This window comes from Micromonospora sp. NPDC047756, assembly GCF_055587245.1.
The window spans coordinates 69,111-90,197 of record NZ_JBVJGQ010000005.1; the positions used below are offsets into that span (position 1 = coordinate 69,111).

The following is a 21,087-nucleotide window of genomic DNA, read 5'->3' on the forward strand; positions in this document are numbered from 1 at the left end:
GCCTGTCCGGAACTGCCGCCAAAGGCCGCGGAGTCGGCCAAAGTGATGCTGTCTTGTTACGCGATCTATGTTGTGCGCTTAGCCTGCGCTGGTCGGGCAATGTGAGCCTGTATGGCGAGGCTAGGTCTCCAGGGGTGTTCTGGTCAAGGACTCATGATCAAACCCCCCGAACGGAGAGAAGTTGAACCGTCACCACACGCTGATATTTCGCCGGACAGGAGGGGACAAACTCCGCGAGGCGTGCGCGAGTCTTGACGTGTTGGGCCTGCTCAGCGCCGTCCAGCCGGCTGTCGGACGCGGCCGGCTACAAGCGAGGTGTGACGGAACCGTCTCACCAGACGTCAGCCGGCTCCGACCGCCACCGCCGCGACGACCAACGCCGCGTTGCCCCCGGCGGGTGAGCCGTCCGGCAGGCACAGGGTGTCCTCGAGCCCGATTCGGGTGTCCAGACCCCGGCGCACCGCCTCGGCGAGGACCGGCCAGGTCGCCGGACCCTCGCCGTGCAGCAGCACCGACGGCGCGCCCGCCGGCAGCGCGGCGAGAATCCGGGAGGCGTCGGCCAACGCGACAGCCACGTCCTCGGCCATGCACTCGACCAGAACCCGCCCGGCCGGCACCCGCCACCGCCGGTACGCCGCGACCGCGTCGAGCGTCCACAGCCCTGCCTCGACGAGCACACCACGCTCGTGCAGGGCGGCCGCGACCACCTCGGCACCGGGTTCGTGCGCGTTGACCGAGGCGAAGTCGGGCAGCACCGGCCAGGCCCGGACGGCGGCCACGCGGGCAGCCGGATCCGGCGAGATCCAGGCGCCGGTGCTCACCCCGACCGGCAGCCCCGGCCGAGCGGCACGGATCGCGGTCAGCGCGTCGGCGACCACCGCCGGCCGCAGCGACTCGGCACCGGCCTCGTCCCGGGGATGGACATGGACGGCCGCCACGCCGAGCGCCGCGCAGCGGGCCGCGTCGGCGGCCAGCTCCGCCGCCGTCAGCGGCACGGCCGGATGGGCCTCCCGGTCGTGCCCGCCGTTCAGACATGCCTTCAACATCGGGCCCGCACCTCCATCGGGAGTCGCAGCGGACCGCTCACTCGCCCAGACGGTTGTCGCGCTCGAGCTCACCCTCGGCGTCGGCGAGCGCGTCAGCGTCGATCTGCTCGGCGAACTCGGCCGCCTCGGCGCTCTGCGCGGCGAGCGCGTCCTTCACCGCCCGGATGGCCACGCCGGGCGGATAGCCCTTGCGGGCCAGCATGCCGACCAGCCGCCGGAACACCGCGTCCGGCTCGCCTCGGGCGGTGCGCAGCTTGCGCTCCACCAGGCCACGGGCGGTGTCCGCCTCGGTCTCCTCGTCCAGCTCACCGAGCGCCTCGGTGGCCACCTCGCCGTCCACGCCCTTGCGGCGCAGCTCGTTGGCGAGTGCCCGGCGAGCGAGGCCACGCCCGGTGTGCCGGCTGGACACCCAGGCCCGGGCGAACGCGGCGTCGTCGATGATGCCGACCTCGTCGTACCGGTCGAGCACCTCGGCCGAGACCTCCTCGGAGATGCCCCGCTTCGCCAACGCCCCGGCCAGCTCGGCCCGGGTGCGGGGCCGGACGGCAAGCTGGCGCAGACAGATCTCGCGGGCCACCTCGGACTCGTCGCGGGGTGGGGGCGCCGGCTCGTCCGCCGGCGATTCGGCCCGGCGGCCCCGACGGGGACGCGGTGGGTCAGCGGCGTCGCCCGTACGAGGCGGACTGGCATCCCAGCCCCGCCCCGTACGAGCGCGTCGTCCTGCCATCGGTCAGCGACCGGTCAGAAGTCGACCGGCGGCAGCTCCGGGCCACCGGCGGCGTCACCCGCGCCGACCCCGACGCCGAGCTTCTCCAGGATCTTCTTCTCGATCTCGGCGGCCACGTCCGGGTTCTCCTTCAGGAACTCCCGGGCCTTCTCCTTGCCCTGGCCGAGCTGGTCGCCGTCGTACGTGTACCACGCTCCGGACTTGCGGATGATCGCCTGCTCCACGCCGACGTCGATCAGCGAGCCCTCACGCGAGATGCCCTTGCCATACATGATGTCGAACTCGGCCTGCTTGAACGGCGCGGCGACCTTGTTCTTCACGACCTTGACCCGGGTGCGGTTACCGACCACGTCGGTGCCGTCCTTGAGGCTCTCGATGCGTCGCACGTCGAGCCGGACCGAGGCGTAGAACTTCAGCGCCCGACCACCGGTGGTGGTCTCCGGGCTGCCGAACATGACACCGATCTTTTCCCGCAGCTGGTTGATGAAGATCGCCGTGGTGCCGGTGTTGCTGAGCACACCGGTGATCTTCCGGAGCGCCTGGCTCATCAGCCGGGCCTGGAGGCCCACGTGGCTGTCGCCCATCTCGCCCTCGATCTCGGCGCGTGGCACCAGGGCCGCCACCGAGTCGATCACGATGATGTCCAGAGCGCCGGAGCGGATCAGCATGTCCGCGATCTCCAGCGCCTGCTCGCCGGTGTCCGGCTGGGAGACCAGCATCGCGTCGGTGTCGACGCCGAGGGCCTTCGCGTACTCCGGGTCGAGCGCGTGCTCGGCGTCGATGAAGGCGGCGATGCCGCCGTTGCGCTGGGCGTTGGCCACCGAGTGCAGTGCCACAGTGGTCTTACCGCTGGACTCGGGACCGTAGATCTCGACCACCCGGCCGCGGGGCAGGCCGCCGATGCCGAGGGCCACATCGAGCGCGATGGAGCCGGTCGGGATGATCGCGGTCTGGACGACCGGCCGGTCGCCCAGCCGCATCACCGAGCCCTTGCCGAACTGCTTGTCAATCTGAGCGAGAGCAAGGTCGAGTGCCTTCTCCCGGTCAGGCCCTGCTGCCATGGTTGCCACCCCTGCCTTCGCCGGCGTCTTTGCTGAGCTTCGCGTCACGCGGACACGCTAGGCGCTAGGTCCGACAGAAAACCAGCCGACGGGCCGCGAGCTGTGGACGAGCACCCCGCTGTGGACAATAGCCGAACAGGTGTACGACTCGACAAGTGACACGCGGAACCGGCAAAAAGGCTGCTCAGCGTAGTCGCGCGGGCACTCGGTCGGGGTACGCGGCACAAACCGCCCGCCACACCACGTGCGTCTGCTCCCCCGATGCCAGGGCCTGCTCGATGGTCCGCCCGCCGAGCTGGGACAGCACCTGATCGCGGGCGATGCTGGCCGCGTAGCCGGGCCCGAACGCCTCGTCCAGCCGCGTCCAGAAGTCGGTCAGCCGCACAGTGATCAGCCCTCCTCGTCCGGTGCCCCGGTCGGCACCGGGCGCAACGCTAGCGCCACCAGGGGTGCCACCGCGACCGCCGCGAGCAGGGTGAGCACGGGATAACCGGCGAACTGCATGACAAACCCGCTGAGCACGGCGGCCCCGGCCCCGGCCAACCCCATGATCAGGTCGGACAGCCCCTGGACGCTCGGCCGCACCGCCGCCGCCACCGACTCGGACAGCAGGGTCGAGCCGGCCACCATCGTCCCCGACCAGCCCAACCCGAGCAGAACCAGGCCGACCGAGAGCCGAGGCGTGTGGTGCCCGGCGGTGCCGGCGACCGCGCAGGCCGCCAGCAGCAGCACGACCCCACCGAGGATCACCGCCCGTCGACCGAGCCGGTCGGTGAGCCAACCCACCACCGGGGAGAACGCGTACATGCCGGCGATGTGCAGGCTCAGCACGATCCCGACCAGCCGCAACACGTCGGCGTCGGCGTGCGACTCACCGAGCCGGACCGGAGTCATCGCCATCACCGCCACCATCACCAGGTGACCCACCGCCACGGCGGCGATGCCGAGTCGGGCGGCGGGCTGTCCGCGTACCACCGACCAGGCGGCACGCATCCCGGCGCCGCGCGGCACGCGCGCCTTGACCGGCACGGCGGCCGGCGTCGCGCCGCCACCCGCCGCCGGCGCCTCGGCCGCCACAGCGGTCGCCGTCGCGTCGGCGGCCGGCGGCAGGTCGGCGGTCGGTGCGTCGGCCGCCGCGAGCCGCCGCGCCGTGAGCAGCGGGTCGGGCCGGAGCAACCCGAGGAGTACGACGGCAGCCAGCACGAAAGCGGCCGCGCTGAACGCGAACGGGCCGGCCAACGGGGGCAACCCCCACCCGGTGGTGACGCGGTCGGCCAGCGCGGCGAAGTTCGGCGCGGCCACCGCACCGATGGTGGTGGCCCAGACGATCAGGGAGAGCTGCCGCCCCCGGCGGACCGGCTCGGCGAGGTCCACGGCCGTGTAGCGGGCCTGGAGGTTCGCCGCGGTGCCCCCGCCGAAGAGCAGCATGCCGAGGAAGAGCAGCGGCACCCAGCGGGTGGCAGCGGCCAGCACCACCAGCAGGCCGCCGACGGCGCCGACCGAGTACGCCAGCACCAGGCCCGGCCGGCGGCCGTGCCGCGACATGATCCGGGTGACCGGGACGGCGAGCAGCGCGGCACCGACCACCCCGGCGCTCTGCGCGACACCGGCCACCGCCGTCCCGGCGATCCGTGCCGCGAGCAGCGCGCCCACGGCGATGCCGATGGTCACGCCGATCCCGCCGATGATCTGGGTGGTGAAGAGCAGCCGCAGGGTACGCCGCTGGATGGACGCCACGTCGGGTCGGGCGACGGTACGCGGCGCGGTCAGGTCGGTCGCCATCGACGCTCCTGTCGGAAGGGGTGGCTCATCTTCGCGCACCCACATCTACCAGCGGCAGTGGATGTCGCCGCAACGGGGTCGCGACCGGCGCGCCCCCACGCCTATGGTGCCCGGGTGAGCGATGCCGGGATGGTGGTGGTCGAGCGGTTCAACGCGGCGTGGCACCGAGGCGATCTGGCTGCGGTGTCGGCCTGCCTCGCCGGGGACGTGAGCTACAGCCCGAGCGCCTGGGACGGGCCGGCGGTGACCCTGCGCGGCCGAGATGCCGTGTGCCGCGCCTTCGCCGACCAGCTCGGCCCTGGGCCGGCCCTCGGAGCGGTCCGATCGGCCGGCGACCGGGTCTGGTGCGAGTGGAGCTGGCCGCCGGCGGAGGACGGGACCGTGCTCCGCGGAGTCGATCTCTATCTGGTGCGCGATGGCCTGATCGCCGCCAAGGACGTGTTCAGCAAGATCACGGCGGGCGGCTGAGCCGCTCTACCCGCGCGATCCTGGTGTCTCCGGTGGGTTGGGCGCGGCCAGCAGGGATGCCAGCCGACGGATCCGGGTCAGGGTGCGGGCGGCGACGGTCACACTGACAGCGGCGACCACGCCGAAGATCACCGCGAAGCCCTCGTTGTCGGCGGTGAGCAGAGCGAGCAGGACCAGCCCGAGGCAGATGCCCAGGATGGCCAGCAGCGCCGCCCAGGTGGCCCGCCGCTGCTCGGCAAGATAGCGGGGCAGTGTGGCCCGGGTGGCCTCGTCCGCGGGCACGGTGCTGGTGTGCACTGCCTGGCGCAGCGCGTACCCCTCGGGATCGCGCCGGGCGGCCTGCTCGCCCGCGCCTCGCCGACCGAGATAGATGGCGGGGCCGATCCAGACGGCGTTCAGGGCACCGTTCAGCACGGCCTCGACCAGCGGCTCCTGCCGGTCGAAGAGCCAACGCACCGGCAGCCCGACGAGCACCGTCACCGGCACCCAGTAGACGGCCAGAAGCTGCAAGCCGGGTGCCCGCTCGAAGAACCGCTTCCCTCTCCCGCGGTGCCCGGCGGCCACACCCACCCGACGCTCCCCGTTGTCAACGTCCATCGACACCGGTTACCCAGCCGCTCGATCCGCGACACACCGTCGATCGTGGACAGTCTCCGTCGTCCGCTGACGGAAACTGTCCAAGATCTGGACAGCTCGGTCAGCCCGCCATCACCCGCTGGTGCAGTGCGGAGACCGCCGAACGCGCCGCGACGAACGCGCCGTGCTGCCAGGCCACCTCGTGGCTGAGCCAGTCCCCGGCGAAGTAGACCCGCCCGGCCGGCTGGAGCAGCAGGTTGTAGCCGGCCGTGCCGTACCGGGGCGACGTCCAGGCGCCCTCGATGTAGCGGGTCCGGTCCCAGGCATGGGAGTACGAGGTGACCAGCTCACTGCGGTACTTGTCACCGTGGATCTTCACACCCTGGCTGATCGCGCGCTCGCTGCGCTGCTCCGGCGTGAGCCCGCTGTACGCCCTGGCGTTCGCCCCGGTGTTGTAGTAGCCGACCAGCAGGCCGCGCTTGCCGTGGAAGCCGTAGGACGGGTACCAGATGTGCGACAGGTCCAGGTCGGTCTCGGTGATGCCGCCGTAGATCCGCTGATCGGTCTCCCACCAGCGGCTGCGGTATTCCAGGCCGATCTTCCCGGAGGCGGTGACCGGAAAATCGGCCAGGGCCGCGGTCACCGCCGTGCCGAGATTGTGCGGCACCCGGGCCATCAGGTGCGGCGGTAGGGCCGCCACGCAGTAGTCGGCGGTGACCTGCGACTGCCGGCCGCCCTGCCGATAGGTCACCTCGACCCGGCTGCCCCGGTCGGTCACCCCGGTGACCTCGGCGTTGAGTCGGATCCGGTGCGGGCCCACCGCGCGCGCCAGGGCCCGGGGGATCTGGTCCATCCCGCCAACCGGCTGGAACATCAGCATGGCCTGGTCGTAACCGAACTCGAAGGAGAAGTACCGGCCGATCTTGCTGGCGAACACGTCGGCGAGCGCCGGCGGCGCACCGAGCGGACTCCCCACGTCGTTACCCGCACCGGGATACGCGGAGAAGCCGCGACGGTTGGTTCCGGTGTACGCCCAGTCATTGGTCCGTCCGCCGATCGCGCCGAAGCTCTGCAGGAACGACAGCAGCCGGTCACGGTCCTCGGTGGTGAGCCGGGCGTCCAGCGCGCCCTGGTCGGTGGCCTTGGCGAGCAGTTCCGAGACGTAGCCGTACACGTCGGCCTTGGCGGTGCGGTACCGGACCGGCTCGGTCATCCCGGCGGACTCGTTGTAGATCCAGGCGTCGGCGTTCTGGTTCGTGAAGACCTCGATGGGTACGCCGAGTTCCCGGCAGTAGTCCATCGTGACCATCCACTGTGCGATGCGGCCCGGCCCGGCGTTGAAGTAGACCCCGTCGGAGAAGCCGGCCCGCTGGGTGCGTCCGTCGAGGTCGGTCTCGACGTCGCCGCCCCGAATGGTCAGGTTCCGCCCACCGACGCGGTGCCGCGCCTCCAGGACGGTGCAGTGATAGCCGGCCTTGCCCAACTCGTACGCCGTGGTGAGCCCGGCGATGCCGCCGCCGAGCACGACCACGCTGGCGCCCGACCGCCCGCTGAGAGTGAAGTCGGAGGGTTCCGGCGGCCGGAATGCCGGGGTGACCGAGGCCGCCGCGCTGGGGGCCAGCCCCATGGCACCCATCGTGGCGAGCATCGCTCCGGCACCACCGCTGATTCCAACCGTACGCAGGAACCCACGCCGGCTGACCATCGACTGCGTCTGATCGCTCATAACGGCCTCCCCTACAAGATCGACTCGCATGAGTCTGCAGAGGATCTGTTACGCGGCTCACGCATCGCCGTTTCCGGCGGGTATCGCCTCGGCGCGCGACCCGGGCGGCAATTTCCGCCGGCTCAGGCCGGGGCGGCTGCAGTCGCCGGCGTTAGCCGTGGTGGGCCGTCCGTGGGCCACGGTGAGCCCAGGTCGCCGGCTCGGCCCACGGTGAGCTCAGGTCGCCGGCTCGGGCCACGGTGAGCCCAGGTCGCCGGCTAGGCAGGCAGGGCGCGGGTGACCACGGTGAGGTCGGCGACCAGCCCCTCGTACGCCTTGTCCTGGTCGTCGGCCCGCAGGACGGCGGACGGGTGGATGGTGGCCAGCAACCGAGCCGGTGGCGCGTCGGCCCGCTTTCCGGCGTTGTCCACCGGCACCTGCTCGAAGTCCGCGGGGTGCTGGGCCGACTCCGGCCAGGGCAGCAGCTCGCCCCGCTGCCGGGTGACCCGGAAGGACGGGCCCAGCAGCGCCTTGGCGGCGGTCGCGCCGAGCACCACCACGACCTCCGGACGCAGCCGGGCGAACTCGGCGACCAACCAGGGGCGGCAGGCCGTGATGTGCGTCTGGTCCGGGGTCTGGTGGATCCGCCGCTTGCCGCGCAGCTCAAAACGAAAATGCTTTACGGCATTTGTCAAGTAAAGGTGACCCGGGTCCAGCCCGGCGTCATCGACCGCGCGGCGCAGCAGGCGACCGGCCGGGCCGACGAAGGGCAGCCCCTTCTGGTCCTCCATGTCGCCGGGCTGCTCGCCGACGAGCACCACGCGGGCGCTCTCGTCGCCCCGGCCGAAGACCGTCTGCGAGGCGTCCCGGTACAGCTCGCAGCCCCGACAGCCGCCCGCGGCGGTGCGCAGGTCGTCAATGGTGTCGGCGTCGGGCGGGATGAACCGCTGGGCGCCCGGAGCGCTCCCGGTCTGCTCGGCCATGCCGACTGTTATATACCCGTTCGATGCTCACCGCCGGAAACGCCCCCGGCGCCCCGGCCCCAACGCGTCAGTACCCGTTCCCGCCGCCGTCGCCGCCGGACGCGATCGCGATCAGCACGATCACGATGATGATGATCGCCACCGCAATGGCGATCCAGATCCCCTTACGAGCCCCACCAGAAGCCATGTCCCCCACCTCCGGGCGCCCGCATACCCGTCCCCGCCGTCCCGAATCCCCGCGATCTTGCACTTTCTGCGCAGACCAATGTCCACACGCCGGACATTTCGACAACCAAAACTGCAAGATCGCGGGGGTGGGCGGGCGGGGCGGGGGGCGGGGTTGTCAGGTGGGGAAGCCCTGGGTGGGGGGTGGGTTTTCGGCGTGGGCCAGGGCGGCTGTCAGCGGGGCCAGGTCGGCAGCGTCCAGGGAGCTGACGGTGATGCGCAGGGCCGGCGGGGCGGCGATCCGGTAGAGCGCGCCGGGGCCCACCGCCCAGCCGGCGTCGCGGAGCGCTGTCACGGTGCTGGTCTCGTCCGCGACCGGCAACCAGACGTTGATGCCGCTGCGGCCGTGTGCGGCCAGGCCGTGTTCGGCCAGCGCGGCGAGCAGCCCTGCGCGGCGCTGCTCGTAGCTCTGCGCCGCCCGCCGCACCAACTCGGTGACCGCCGGGTCCCGCCAGAGAGCGAGCACCAGACGTTGCAGCACGGTGGAGACCCAGCCGGCACCGACCCGGGTACGGCCGCTCACCCGGGCCACGGTCGTCTCGTCGCCGACCAGCACCGCCAGCCGCAGGTCCGGGCCGAAGGGCTTGCTCACCGAGCGGAGGAAGGCCCAACTCGCCGTCGCACCGGCGAGCGGATGCAGGGGTACGAGGGCCAGTTCGGCCGCGTGGTCGTCCTCGATCACCAGCAGGTCCCGTCGGCCGGCGAGTAGCGTCCGCAGCGCCTCGGCGCGGGCCGCGGAGACGGCGGCACCGGTCGGATTCTGTGCCCGGCTGGTGACGATCAGCGCCCGCGCTCCGGCGGCGAGCGCCGCGGCCACCCCGGCGACCAGCGGCCCCTCGTCGTCCACCGGTACGCCGATCGGGCGCAGGCCCAGCGCGGCGACGAGGTCGAGCAGGTTGGCCCAGCCCGGGTCCTCGACCGCCACCGCGTCGCCGGGACGCAGGTGGGCGCCGAGCAACCGCTCGATGCCGTCCAGCGCACCGCCGGTGAGGGTCAACTCCCCGGCCGGTACGCCGTCGGCACGCAGCCGGGCGCGGGCCGTCTCGGCCAGTTCGGGCAGGACTCCGGCATCGGAGTAGCCGACTGTCGGGCCGTTCTCGGTGGCGAGCGCCGCCAGGTGCGGGCCCAGCGGCGGCAGCAGACGGGGGTCAGGTTCCCCGCGGGACAGGTCTCGGACGCCGGGCAGCGGTGGGGTGCGCAGTGCGGAGCGACGGGCGGCCACCGGCGGGCGGGGACGCACCCGGGTGCCGTGCCGACCAGCGGTGGCCAGCAGGCCGCGTTGGCGTAGCTCCCGGTAGGCGCGGGCGACGGTGGCCGGACTGACCCCCAACTCGGTGGCGAGCGCCCGCACGGGCGGCAGGGCGGCTCCCGGCGACAGTGCGCCGGTCCGGATGCCCGACTCGATGCTGGCCGAAATCTCGACGGCTGTCGTACCGGTGAGCTGATACTGTGCTGACACAAATAAAGGATTGTACTAGAACAAAGGGGCGAGCGCATGTATCCACCCACCGCCCGGACCACACCCCACCGCTCCCGCGACAAGATGAGCTACGACCAGGCCGCCGCCCACGCCGTGCTCGACGAGGCGTACGACTGCGCGCTCAGCTTCACCGTCGACGGCCAACCACGGGTGCTGCCCACCCTGCACGTCCGCATCGGCGACACGCTCTACCTGCACGGCTCCACCGGCAGTCGGCCGCTGCTCGCCGCCCGGGGCGACGACGGGTTGCCGGTCTGCGTCGCGGTGACCATTCTCGACGGGCTGATCTACGCCCGCTCCCAGTTCCACCACAGCGCCAACTACCGCTCGGTCGTCGCGCACGGCACGGCCCGACTGGTCACCGACGAGCGGGAGAAGCTGGCCATGCTCACCGCGCTGGTCGAGAAGGTCGGCGCCGGACGTAGCACCGCCACTCGTCCGCCCAGCCGCCGCGAGTTGGCCGAGACCGCCGTACTGGCGCTGCCACTGCGCGAGGTGTCCGTCCGGGCCCGCACCGGCGGGGTCCGCGAGGACGAGGCCGACCTGGACCTGCCGCACTGGGCCGGCGTGCTGCCGCTGCGACTGACCGCCGGGGCACCCGAGCCGGACGCCGGCGTCACCGCGCCCCTGCCGGCGTACCTACGCACGCCCCGCACGCCCTGGCACGACCCGGTGCCGCTGCACGGCGAACACGTTCGGCTGGAGCCGCTGGAGCTGGCGCAGGCCGACGAGCTGCACGCCGCCACCACCGACGCCGACGTGTGGCGGCACCTCAGCGTCGCGCCGCCCACCACCCCCGCCGAAACCGCCGAGGTGATCGGCACCGCCCTGGCCGCTCAGCACCGGGGCGAGCGGGTGGCCTGGGTACAGCGGTGCGCGGCAACCGGCGCGGTGGTGGGCAGCACCTCGTACTACGAGATCGACCCGCAGCGGCGGGCGGTGGCGATCGGGCACACCTTCCTCGGGCGGCCCTGGTGGCGTACCGGGATCAACACCGAGGCGAAGCTGCTGCTGCTGCGCCGGGCCTTCGACGACCTGGGCGCGGTACGGGTCACCTGGCACACCGACATCCGCAACGCTCGCTCGCAGACGGCCATCGAACGGCTCGGCGCGACCCAGGAGGGAGTGCTTCGGATGCACCGGCAACGCCCGGACGGCTCCTGGCGCGACACCGTGCAGTACGCGATGACCGTCGACGAGTGGCCGAAGGCACAGGCCAGGCTGCGAGAAAGACTTCTGCGAACGGCACCGGTGGCGTGATGATGGCGGGCGTGCTGGGGATCACCGACATCTGGACGTACGTGCTGGGCACCGTGGCCATCATCCTGCTGCCCGGGCCGAACTCACTCTTCGTGCTTTCCACCGCGGCCAAACGGGGCGTCGCGGTCGGCTACCGGGCCGCCGCCGGAGTGTTCGTCGGCGACGGGGTGCTGATGTTCCTCTCCGCCGCCGGGGTGGCGTCGCTGCTCAAGGCGTACCCGCCGCTGTTCTTGGTGATCAAGTACGCCGGTGCCGCGTACCTCGGTTATGTCGGGGTGACCATGTTGCTCGGCGCGGTACGGCGCTGGCGCGACCGCAACGACCCGAGAACGCCGCGGCTCATCGACGCCGCGGAGCCGGCGGCGATGCGTAGCCCGTTCCGCAAGGCGCTGGTGATCAGCCTGCTGAACCCGAAGGCGATCCTGTTCTTCATCTCGTTCTTCATCCAGTTCGTCGACCCCGGTTACGCGTGGCCGGCGCTGTCGTTCCTGCTGCTCGGGCTGATCGCGCAGGTGACCAGCGCGCTCTACCTGACCGCGTTGATCTTCGCGGGCACCTTTCTGGCCGCCCAGTTCCGCCAACGCCGCCGCCTGGCGGCCGGTGGCACCACCGCCGTGGCAGCCCTGTTCCTGGCCTTCAGCCTCAAGCTGGCCACCGCCACCGCCGGCTAACCCCCACGCCCCGCCCGCCTCGCCCGCTCGCCCGCTCGCCCGCCCGTCCGTCCGCGATCTTGCACTTTCGGTTGTCGAATTGCGTGCTCTGAGCAGATTTGTCGGCACAGAAAGTGCAAGATCGCGGAGGTCAGTAACGTCGCGCCCTAGGAAAGCCGTCGATCATGGAGTTGTGGTGCCTCATCAAAGGCGCGAAACGGGACCTTCCTCCCACCACGACTCCATGATCGACGGGCGGGAGGGCGGCCCGGGGCGGGAGGGCGGCCCGGGGCGGGAGGGCGGCCCGGGGCGGGGCGCGAGGCGAGGCGAGGCGGGGCGGGGCGCGGGGCGAGGCGGGGCGGGGCGGGGCGGGGGGTCAGGTGCCGTCGCCGCCGCCGGAGCCGCCGCCTCCTACGCCGGCACCGCCGGCGGTGCCGCCCAGGCCGTAACCCGGGCGGATCGGCTCGTCGGGGTGGCGGCTGACGTGGGCCGAATGCGTGATCTGCGCGGACCAGTCGGCGTGTGCGGCGGCTTCGGCGTGCCGGTTGATGGCCTGGCGGATCCAGCCGTCCACGGTGGCGACCCAGTCCCGCCGGTCTGCGTCCTCGTGCCAGATCCGGAACCGGCTGATGCTCTGGTGGGTGATACCGGCCAGGGCCAGCTTGCGATCCATCCAGAGGATCGCCTCCAGGCCCGCCGAGTTGGTCACGAAGATCACCTCCATCTCGGTGATCGGGCCGGCGTAGAGGGGACCCACCCAGAAGCCCCACCGCTGGTGCAATGGCAGGGTGTGCTCCACCCCCGGCAGCCCGCCCTCGACCAGGCCGGCTTGACGGATCATGAAGCCCAGTGTGTCCAGCGCCGCCAGCACGTGCTGCTGGGTCGGGATCGGGTGCACGAAGACCGGCACCATGGCCCCCTGGTCGAGGTCGGGGTCGAGGGACACCTCGGTCCGCAGACCCATCCGCAGGCTCAACAGCGGCACCCCGCCGAAGGTGGTCAGCGGGGTCTCCCACGGCAGCGGGAACGCGAAATCGACAGCCCGCCGCCGACCGGCCGGTACGACGAACCGGCCGGCGATCGGCACCTGATGGAACTGCATGAGGCGGCGCGCCCCGGCGGGGTCGTCCGGCTCGACGGTGGTGACCAGGCCGAGCCGGATGTGCCGCACCAGCACGTTCTCCGGGCCGGCCGCGAGGGTCACCCGACCGGGCAGGCGCAGGCCCGGTCGGGTACTCGGGTTGGGCAGCGTGGTCTGCACGGAGAGCCCGGTCCCACCGGACTCCGGGGACACTCCCGTCAGCCGCACCGCACGCCCCCTCCCGGGACGGGGCCGTGTCGGCCCCCCGGCGCGCCTACCCGGTCGGAGTGACCTCACGCGTGCCGCGCCGGCCCGGCCGCGCCGCCTCGGCGCGGCCGGGTCGTAGGGGTCACCGCAGTCGACGTCCGCGCGGCACCGTGTCGGTCTCGTCGTCGAACTCCCCGATGACCTCCTCCAGGAGGTCTTCCAGGGCCACGAAACCGATCGGCCGGGCCGGGCCGCCGCCGTTGCGGACCAGCGCGAGCTGTGACTGCCGGGCCCGCATCGCCGCCACCGCCTCGGTGACCGAGGACGTCGCGGGCAGGGTGAACGCGGGGGTCATCAGCTCCCCGGCGGTGGCAGCCCGGCCGGTGGTGACCACCCGTACCGCCTCCCGGACGTGCACGAGCCCGCACACGTCGCCCGCCTCGTCGAGCACCGCGAGCCGGGATCGGCCGCTGTCCCGACTGACCTCCTCGATCCGCTCGGCCGGGTCGTCGCGGCGGACGGTGACCATGGTCGAGAACGGTTCCATCACCTGCGCCACCGACGTGCCCTGCAACTCCAGCATGCTGGTCAGCAGTTGGTGCTGCTCGGCGCCGAGCAGCCCGTGCTCTCGGGACTGCTCCAGCAGGATCCGCAGCTCGTCCGGGCCGTGCACCTGGGCGAGCTGGTCCTGCTGATTGACGCCGAACAGCCGCAGGATCGCGTTGGCCAGGGCGTTGAGCGCGGAGAGCACCGGTCGGGAAACCCGGGCGAAGGCGCGGAACGGCAACGCGAGCAGCGTCGCCGAGCGCTCCGCGTCGGTGATCGCCCACGACTTCGGTGCCATCTCCCCCACCACCAGGTGCAGGAAGGTCACCACCCCGAGGGCGAAGATCAGGGCGATCAGGTGACTGGCAGCGTCCGGCAGGCCCACCCCGTGCAGCAGGGGGCTGAGTAGGTGCTCGATCGCCGGCTCGGCCAGCGCGCCGAGACCCAGGGTGCACAGCGTGATGCCGAGCTGTGCGCCGGCCAGCATCAGCGACAGCTCACGGACGCCGTCCAAGGCGGCCCGTGCCGCCCGGCCACCGTTCGCCGCCGCCTGCTCCAGGCGGTAGCGCTTGCTGGCCACCAGGGCGAACTCGGCGGCCACGAAGAACCCGTTCAGCGCCAGCAGGATCACCGAACTGAACAGTGCGATCCCGGGGCTCATGCGGTCACCTCGGGCTTGGTCAGCTGCAACCGCACCGAGTCGGCCACGTGCCGGTCCACGGCCAGCACCTCGACCAGCGCCCGGGGCTCCGCCTCGTTGACCTCGCCGTCCGCGCCCTCGGGTTGCAGGCTGATCTCCAAGCGGTCACCGACCTCGGGCACCCGGCCCAACTCCCGCATCACCAACCCGGACAGGGTGTCGTACTCGGGGGCCTCGGGCAGGGCGATTCCGGTGCTGTCGGCGACCTCGTCGATCCGCCAGCGGGCCGGCACCACCCAGGACCCGTCGTCCTGTCGGGCCGGTGCCCGCTCCGGTGGGTCGTCCTCGTCGCGGATCGGGCCGACCAGCTCCTCGGCGATGTCCTCAAGCGTGATGACGCCGGCGAAGCCGCCGTACTCGTCGACCACGCACGCCATCTGCCGGTGCCCGGACCGCAGGCGGTCGAGCACGGTCGGCAGGGGCAACGTCTCCGGTACGAGCAGCGGCGGCCCGGCCACCGCGCTCACCGGGGTGGTGGCCCGCTCCCCCGGGGGTACGCCGAGCACGTCGGCGATGCCGACGATGCCGAGCAGGTCGTCGACGCCCTCCGCACCGCGTACCGGGAAGCGGGAGTGGCCGGTGTCGAGCAGCTCGACCACCCGGCTCACCGGCTCGTGCGCCCGGAGGGTGTGCACGTCGACGCGGGGCACCATGGCCTCGCCGGCGGTCAGCTCACGGAAGTCCAGACCTCGGTCGAGCAGCGTGGACATCTCGGCGTCGAGGCTGCCCTCCTCGCGGGACTCGGCGATGATCTGCTCCAGGTCCGCCGGGGTGGCGCCGCTGGGCAGCTCCTCGATGGGTTCGATGCCGACCCGGCGGAGCAGCCGGATCGACGCCCGGTCGAAGAGCCGGATCAGCGGTCCGGCGATGGCCAGGTAGATGAGGGTGGACCGGCTCAGCGCGCGGGCCAGTTGCTCGGCCCGCGCGATGGCCAGGTTCTTCGGGGCCAGCTCACCGAGGACCATCTGCACGATGGTGGCGATGACCAGGGCCAACGCCACCGAGAGCGGCAGAGTGACCGCCTCGCTGACGCCGGCCACGCCGAGCAGGTCGGCGAGGCCACCACCCAGGTACGGCTCGGCGACGTAACCGACCAGCAGGGCGGTGACGGTGATGCCGAGTTGGGCGCCGGAGAGCATGAAGGAGAGCCGGCTGGTGACGGTCAGGGCCCGGGCGGCGGCTGGATCGCCGTCATCGGCGAGCTGACGCAGCTTGCCCCGGTCCACGGCGACGTAGCCGAACTCCTGGGCCACGAAGTAACCCGTGGCGGCAGTGAGAACAACGATCAAGAGGAGACCAACGACGATCAACACGGGTCGCTCAGGGCTCCCGGGGTCGTCGGTACGGGAATATGCCGGGCACGACCCGGCTGGCTACTGCTGCCCTCCTGGGCAGAAGAGTCGATCATGCCGCCATTTTATCCATCCCGGCTGAAGGGCCGCTGAGAGATGGTCGCGATGCCGGCGGCCGGCCCCGGACTGCGTCCGGGGCCGGCCGTCTGGTCGGTTCTGGGTCAGTACAACCAGTTGCACTCGGAGGTACCGCCGTAGCGACGCGCCGTATCGAAGACGAAGTATCCGCCCCAGTAGAGATTGGCCTCTTTCTCGAACCTGTTCCCCTCGTAGGCGTTCCCCGTCGTCAGTCTCGAGTAGGCCGACTGGACTCCGTAGTCCGCCAGGAAGTTTGCCGCGGACAGGTATCGCGAGTACGCGTCGGAGTGGATCACCTCGTGCCGTGGGAGATCCGGGCCCCTGATGTCGGCAGAGACGCGGCCATAGCCGAAGCGGATGTTCGCCCGCTTGTACGCCTCACACCGCAGACGGGACCGGTACGAACTCTCGCTCCCACCGTAGAAGAAGTAGTCTCCGACGGTTGCCGGTTGATCTCCTGCCGGGGAGGTGCCGTAGCACACCCGCGAGCCGAAGCCCGGGTCACACCAACTCCCGCCCCCCAACACCCGGGTGGCGACGAGGTTGCTGCCGTTGATGTCGTTTCCACCGCGGGTCCTCGCGTACTCGGACCGTTGGACGACCGCCTCGGCGATCGGGGAGTCGGCGCTCTCCCCGGACATGTTGAAGGCGACCACCCGGAACTCATGCAACTCGCCGTCCGAGAATCCGTACTTCAGGGCGGCGGAGGTGCCCGTGGCAGGCAGCGGCAGACGGATCCAGTGCCAATCCCCGGCAGTCCGGTACTCCATCCAGTAGTACACCCCGGCGGTGCTGCTCCTGGTCCAGCTCAGGTTCACCTGGCTGACCCCGTTGGAGCTGGCGGAGAGCGACGACACGCGCGTGGGCACGGGCGGCATGGGTTTGGCCGAGGCGACGTTGCTCGGCGTGCTGTCACCGGACATGTTCGTCGCCCGCACCCGGAAGTTGTACGTGGTGCCGTTGCCCAGGTAGCCGGCCACGAAGGTGCAGCACGACGTGATCGGCACCTTGACCCTGGTCCAGGTCGACGAGGTGCTCGTCTTGTATTCGACCAGGTAGTAGACGTTCGGCGTCGAACTCCTGGTCCACGTCAACGTCACCTTGCCGTTCCCGGCCGCCGCACTCAGCCCGGACGGCGCCTGCGGGAACGGCGGCATGGGCCGGGCCGACGCCGTGTTGCTCGGAGAACTGTCCCCCGCCTGGTTGGTGGCCCGTACCCGGAAGTCGTAGGTCGTGCCGTTGCCGAGGTACCCGGCCACGAAGGTGCAGCACTGGGTGACCGGCAACTTGAGCCGGGTCCAGTTCGCCGCGCCGGAGGCCCGGTACTCCACGAGGTAGTACACCTTCGCGGTGGAGCTGGCCGTCCATCGCAGCGTCACCTTGCCGTCGCCGGCACTGGCGGTCAGCCCGGACGGCGCCTGGGGAAACGGCGGGAGCGGGGTCGCCGCCGCGACGTTGCTGGTCGCCGACTGACCGGCCATGTTGCTGGCCGCCACCCGGAACTCGTAGCGGTGACCGTTGGTGAGGTACCCCGCGGTCATCGTGCAGCAGGTCGCCGGCAGTGCGACCTTCTGCCAGGACTGTCCCGCGGTCGCGTCACGGAGGTAGACGTCGTAGTAGACGCCGCCGGTCGAGCTCGCCGTCCAGTTCAGGACGACCTTCCCATCTCCCGAGGTGGCCGTCAGACCGGACGGCGCGGCCGGTACCGGTGGCAGGGGCTTGGCGCTGGCCACCGACGTCGGCGTGGACTCCCCGGCGCCGTTGATGGTGGTGACCTTGAACTCGTAGACATCGCCGTTGGTGAGGTAACCGGCGGTCATGGTGCAGCAGGTGGTGACCGGAGTGCTGACCTTCTGCCACGACTGGCCGGCGCTCGCGTTGCGCAGGTAGACCTGGTACCAGGAACCGCCGGTCGGGCTGGCCGTCCAGTTGAGGATCACCTTGCCGTCGCCGGCGGTGGCCGTCAGCCCACCCGGCGCCTGAGGCACCCCGCCCACGGCGGTGACCCGGACGGTCGACGAGGCGACACCCTCCCCGCCCTGACTCTCACCGGTCACCTTGAACTCGTAGACATGGCCGTCGGCCAGATAGCCCCGGGTCGCCGAGGTCGTGCTGCTGGGCAGCGTGGACTTGGTGAACGTCGTCTGCCCCGCGGTGACATCGCGCTGGTAGACCCAGTAGAAGAGGCCGGACGCCGGCGCATCCCAGTTCAGTTCGATGGTGCCGGACCCGGCCGGTTGACCGCGCAGGTTGGTCGGTGCGGCCGGACGGGGCTGGCTACTCGTCGCGGACACCACGTTGCCGGTGGGGCCCTCACCACCGGAGTTGATCGCGGCGATCTTGAACTCGTACGAGTGGCCGTTGGTGAGGTAGCCGGCGGTCATCGTGCAGCAGCTGGTGACCGGGGTGGCGAGCTTGGTGAAAGCGGCGTCCCCGGCGGTGACGTCCCGCTGGTAGACCTGGTACCAGAGATCCGGGCCGGGAGCCGTCCAGGCCAGCTTGATGGTGCCGTCGGCCTGGGCCGTCGCGGTCAGTGCGCTGGGGGCCGCGGGCAGCGGGGCCGTCGGCGTCACCGCGACGACGTTGCTCGCCGTGCTCTCCCCGCCCGACCCGCTGGCGGTCACCTTGAACTCGTAGCGATGGCCGTTGGTGAGATAACCGGCCGTCATCGTGCAGCAGGTGGTGACCGGGAACTCCAGCTGGTTGAACACCGTCTCGCCGGCGGTCACGTCCCGCACGTACACCAGGTGCCAGTTGTCGGCGAGACCGTCCCAGGTCAACACCGCCTGGCCGTTCCCGGCCGTGGCCCGCAGGTTGGTCGGGGCGGCGGGCGCCGCGACGTCCGCGGTCGCGGAGGCGACGGCGGACGTCGGTGACTCACCGGCGGCACCGAGCGCGCTGACCTTGTACTCGTAGGTGTGCCCGTCGACCAGACCGCCGGCGGTCATCGTGCAGCAGGTGTCGACCGGCCACTCCAGCCTGGTGAAGTCCGCCTCGCCGGCCGTGACGTCGCGCTGGTACACCTGGAACCAGACGTCGGGCTGCGACTGCTGCCAGGTGAGCTTGATGCTGCCGTCCGGCTGCGCGGCCGCGGCCAGGGCGGTGGGGGTGGCCGGAAGGGGGCGCTGCGCGGTCGCCGTGGCCACGCCGGACTGCGCCGACTCACCGCCCTTGCCGAGGGCCGTGACCCTGTATTCGTAGGTGTGCCCGTTGGCCAGGCCGCCCGCGGTCATCGTGCAGCAGGTGTCGACCGGCCACTCCAGCCTGGTGAAGTCCGTCTCGCCGGCGGTCACGTCGCGTTGGTAGACGTAGAACCAGTCGGTGCTGTTGGTGTGCGTCCACTGGAGTTTGATGTCGCCGGTGGTCTGGGTGGTGGCGGTCAGCCCGGTGGGCGTCGACGGTCTGCTGTAGAACGCTGTCGCGGTCACCTCGACCGACCGTGGCGACTCGCCGCCGCCGTGCACGGCCACCACCTGGAACGCGTACTGATGGCCGTTCTCCAGGCCGTTCATCGTGAGAGTGGTGTCCTGCGGGGAGGAGTCCCACTGCCGGCTGGCCTCGGTCTCGCCGGCGGTGATGTCGCGCCGGTAGACCTCGTAGCGCCAGACGTTCGCAACGGTGTTCCAGTTGAGCGTGATGGCACCGCCGTCGGCGGCGGCCGCCACCACACCGGTCGGCGTCGTGGGAACTCCGATGGTGACGGTCACCGTGGCGGGGGCGGAGAGCGGTCCGGCCCCGGCGGTGTTGCGGGCCGCGACCCTGAACTCGTAGGCGTGGCCGGTCTCGTAGAACACACTCAGCGCGGTGGAGGTCCCGGTGATCCCGGTGGAGACCCGCGCGAAGTGAGTCTGCCCCGCCGTCACGTCCCGCTGGTGGACCTCGTACGTCAAGGCGGTGCCGGCGGGCGCCTGCCAGCGCAGGCTGACGGCGCCGCTACTGTCGGCCTGCGCCGTCAGGGCGGTGGGCGCGGCGGGCACCGCGGTCGGATCGGGAGTGGGCCGGGGCCAGTCGACCTCGACGAACCGGGGCCGGTAGGTGCTCACGTCGCCGTAGACGGCGTCCGCGACGAGACTGTTGACGTTGTACGACACCAACAGCTTCCCGGCGCGCGCCAACTCCGGGTGCACACGGGAGTCGTACACCATGCTGCCCGGGATGGTGGCCGGTTCCGGGGCGGTGAACAACGGCAACGGGCCGGCGAAGGGCCCGGTGGGCGAGCTGGCGGTGTAGGCCACGAAGTCGGCCGAGAAGATCAGGTTGTTCTCCTGGGTGACCAGGACGTAGGTGCCGCCCACCTTCTGGATGCCGAAGCCGGCGCCAACGCCGGAGAGCACCCGAGCGGAATCGCCCTGGGCCGTGGACCAGCCGCTGCCGGTCCAGAACTGCCAGGCACCGGAGAGTCCGCCGGCCGGTACCCGGGCGACGTGGGCGAAGCGCATCTGGCCGACGGTTTCGGCTCCGTAGATGTAGGTGAACGCGCCGTCCTCGAGCACCGCTGAACCCCAGGCGACCCTGTTGCCGTACCCCCGGTCCACGATGCTTCGCACGGTGAGCGCCGGCAGGTCGAAGGTGACCACGGCGCTGTCCAGTTGGGCGAAGTCCAGCGGCCCGGTGCCCGTCGTCTTCATCCGCTGGTAGACCACCCGTAGCACGCCACTCTCGACCGTGCCGTCGCCGACCCAGTACTTGTCGGCGCTGCCATCGGTCGGACGGACGAGCGAGGCGGGTGCGGCGGCCGAGCCGCCGTGCAGTGTCTGGACCAGGTCGGATCCGTCCTGCACCACGATGGAGTTGTTCACCATCGGGGTGTTCTTCGGCAGAGTGTGGTCTGCGTTGACGGTGCCGATCAGGCTGTCCGAGAACAGCCACGCGTTACGGCCGTCCGGCAGCGGGATCGAGACGGTGCTGTCTCCACTCGTCCACTTGCCGCCGGTGTCGCCGTACGAGTTGAACTCGGTGTTGAGTGCGGCAGCCGTCATCCCGCCCTCGGGCAGGGCGGCGGCGGCAGGCCCGGGGGGCACGCCGACCAGCAGGCCGAGGGTCACCGCACCGATGAGTGCGCCAGCGACACGGGCCCGGGCCCGCGAATGTCTCTTCAATTTGTGTCTCCCGTTGTGAGGCGCACATCGTCACAACGGTCGATTCACGGCAGCAAGAGAC

16 protein-coding genes are annotated in these 21,087 nt (G+C 71.5%); 3 read left to right on the top strand and 13 right to left on the bottom strand.

Annotated features, from left to right (window positions below):
- Positions 1–341: 341 nt before the first annotated feature.
- The 5 genes from ACZ6NZ_RS17015 to ACZ6NZ_RS17035 form a co-directional block, all read right to left on the bottom strand.
- Positions 342–1,046: a 3-keto-5-aminohexanoate cleavage protein gene (locus tag ACZ6NZ_RS17015; protein ID WP_465858933.1), complete on the bottom strand. Its 705-nt coding sequence runs from the start codon at positions 1,044–1,046 to the stop codon at positions 342–344.
- A 37-nt stretch (positions 1,047–1,083) separates the two neighbouring features.
- Positions 1,084–1,773, bottom strand: a complete 690-nt coding sequence (locus tag ACZ6NZ_RS17020) for a regulatory protein RecX (RefSeq protein WP_465858934.1) — start codon at positions 1,771–1,773, stop codon at positions 1,084–1,086.
- A 14-nt stretch (positions 1,774–1,787) separates the two neighbouring features.
- On the bottom strand, positions 1,788–2,834 hold the full coding sequence (gene recA, locus ACZ6NZ_RS17025) for a recombinase RecA (RefSeq protein ID WP_366608370.1): 1,047 nt from the start codon (positions 2,832–2,834) through the stop codon (positions 1,788–1,790).
- Between the two features lie 184 nt (positions 2,835–3,018).
- Complete coding sequence (locus ACZ6NZ_RS17030) at positions 3,019–3,219, bottom strand: DUF3046 domain-containing protein (protein WP_030489422.1); 201 nt, start codon at positions 3,217–3,219, stop codon at positions 3,019–3,021.
- Between the two features lie 5 nt (positions 3,220–3,224).
- A complete protein-coding gene (locus ACZ6NZ_RS17035) occupies positions 3,225–4,616 on the bottom strand; it encodes an MFS transporter (protein ID WP_465858935.1) in 1,392 nt (463 codons plus the stop codon).
- Positions 4,617–4,730: 114 nt separating this feature from the next.
- Here ACZ6NZ_RS17035 and ACZ6NZ_RS17040 point away from each other — a divergent pair, with 114 nt between their 5' ends.
- Complete coding sequence (locus tag ACZ6NZ_RS17040; protein ID WP_465858936.1) at positions 4,731–5,084, top strand: nuclear transport factor 2 family protein; 354 nt, start codon at positions 4,731–4,733, stop codon at positions 5,082–5,084.
- 6 nt (positions 5,085–5,090) lie between these two features.
- Here the strand turns inward: ACZ6NZ_RS17040 and ACZ6NZ_RS17045 are convergent, their stop codons facing one another.
- From ACZ6NZ_RS17045 to ACZ6NZ_RS17060, 4 genes are all read right to left on the bottom strand, one after another.
- Positions 5,091–5,681 carry a hypothetical protein gene (locus tag ACZ6NZ_RS17045; protein ID WP_465858937.1) on the bottom strand — a complete coding sequence of 197 codons (591 nt, stop codon included), beginning with the start codon at positions 5,679–5,681 and terminating at the stop codon, positions 5,091–5,093.
- Positions 5,682–5,781: 100 nt separating this feature from the next.
- Positions 5,782–7,386 carry a flavin monoamine oxidase family protein gene (locus ACZ6NZ_RS17050; protein WP_465858938.1) on the bottom strand — a complete coding sequence of 535 codons (1,605 nt, stop codon included), beginning with the start codon at positions 7,384–7,386 and terminating at the stop codon, positions 5,782–5,784.
- A 257-nt stretch (positions 7,387–7,643) separates the two neighbouring features.
- Entirely contained in the window at positions 7,644–8,348 is a 705-nt protein-coding gene (locus tag ACZ6NZ_RS17055) for a UdgX family uracil-DNA binding protein (RefSeq protein ID WP_465858939.1), read from the bottom strand.
- Between the two features lie 343 nt (positions 8,349–8,691).
- Positions 8,692–10,032 (bottom strand): aminotransferase class I/II-fold pyridoxal phosphate-dependent enzyme, encoded by a 1,341-nt coding sequence (locus ACZ6NZ_RS17060; protein WP_465858940.1) that lies wholly within the window; start codon positions 10,030–10,032, stop codon positions 8,692–8,694.
- A 36-nt stretch (positions 10,033–10,068) separates the two neighbouring features.
- Between ACZ6NZ_RS17060 and ACZ6NZ_RS17065 the strand changes: the two genes are divergently transcribed.
- Both ACZ6NZ_RS17065 and leuE read left to right on the top strand, forming a co-directional pair.
- Positions 10,069–11,313, top strand: a complete 1,245-nt coding sequence (locus ACZ6NZ_RS17065; RefSeq protein ID WP_465858941.1) for a bifunctional pyridoxamine 5'-phosphate oxidase family protein/GNAT family N-acetyltransferase — start codon at positions 10,069–10,071, stop codon at positions 11,311–11,313.
- The gene (gene leuE, locus ACZ6NZ_RS17070) at positions 11,313–11,984 is read left to right on the top strand and encodes a leucine efflux protein LeuE (RefSeq protein WP_465858942.1); all 672 of its coding nucleotides are present in this window, start codon (positions 11,313–11,315) and stop codon (positions 11,982–11,984) included. The genes ACZ6NZ_RS17065 and leuE overlap by 1 nt, the downstream gene beginning before the upstream one ends.
- A 355-nt stretch (positions 11,985–12,339) precedes the next feature.
- Here the strand turns inward: leuE and ACZ6NZ_RS17075 are convergent, their stop codons facing one another.
- From ACZ6NZ_RS17075 to ACZ6NZ_RS17090, 4 genes are all read right to left on the bottom strand, one after another.
- A complete protein-coding gene (locus ACZ6NZ_RS17075) occupies positions 12,340–13,272 on the bottom strand; it encodes a sporulation protein (RefSeq protein ID WP_366608361.1) in 933 nt (310 codons plus the stop codon).
- A gap of 121 nt (positions 13,273–13,393) precedes the next feature.
- Positions 13,394–14,458, bottom strand: coding sequence for a hemolysin family protein (locus ACZ6NZ_RS17080; protein WP_366608360.1), 1,065 nt, complete (start codon positions 14,456–14,458; stop codon positions 13,394–13,396).
- Entirely contained in the window at positions 14,455–15,810 is a 1,356-nt protein-coding gene (locus ACZ6NZ_RS17085; protein ID WP_366608359.1) for a hemolysin family protein, read from the bottom strand. Before ACZ6NZ_RS17085 ends, ACZ6NZ_RS17080 begins: the two co-directional genes overlap by 4 nt.
- A gap of 200 nt (positions 15,811–16,010) precedes the next feature.
- Complete coding sequence (locus ACZ6NZ_RS17090) at positions 16,011–21,026, bottom strand: fibronectin type III domain-containing protein (protein ID WP_465858943.1); 5,016 nt, start codon at positions 21,024–21,026, stop codon at positions 16,011–16,013.
- Positions 21,027–21,087: the final 61 nt, after the last annotated feature.

Coding starts and splice junctions, on each gene's coding strand:
- ACZ6NZ_RS17015 (WP_465858933.1), bottom strand. CDS start 1,046: ATGTTGAAGGCATGTCTGAACGGCGGGCACGACCGGGAGGCCCATCCG.
- ACZ6NZ_RS17020 (WP_465858934.1), bottom strand. CDS start 1,773: ATGGCAGGACGACGCGCTCGTACGGGGCGGGGCTGGGATGCCAGTCCG.
- recA (WP_366608370.1), bottom strand. CDS start 2,834: ATGGCAGCAGGGCCTGACCGGGAGAAGGCACTCGACCTTGCTCTCGCT.
- ACZ6NZ_RS17035 (WP_465858935.1), bottom strand. CDS start 4,616: ATGGCGACCGACCTGACCGCGCCGCGTACCGTCGCCCGACCCGACGTG.
- ACZ6NZ_RS17045 (WP_465858937.1), bottom strand. CDS start 5,681: ATGGACGTTGACAACGGGGAGCGTCGGGTGGGTGTGGCCGCCGGGCAC.
- ACZ6NZ_RS17050 (WP_465858938.1), bottom strand. CDS start 7,386: ATGAGCGATCAGACGCAGTCGATGGTCAGCCGGCGTGGGTTCCTGCGT.
- ACZ6NZ_RS17055 (WP_465858939.1), bottom strand. CDS start 8,348: ATGGCCGAGCAGACCGGGAGCGCTCCGGGCGCCCAGCGGTTCATCCCG.
- ACZ6NZ_RS17065 (WP_465858941.1), top strand. CDS start 10,069: ATGTATCCACCCACCGCCCGGACCACACCCCACCGCTCCCGCGACAAG.
- leuE (WP_465858942.1), top strand. CDS start 11,313: ATGATGGCGGGCGTGCTGGGGATCACCGACATCTGGACGTACGTGCTG.
- ACZ6NZ_RS17080 (WP_366608360.1), bottom strand. CDS start 14,458: ATGAGCCCCGGGATCGCACTGTTCAGTTCGGTGATCCTGCTGGCGCTG.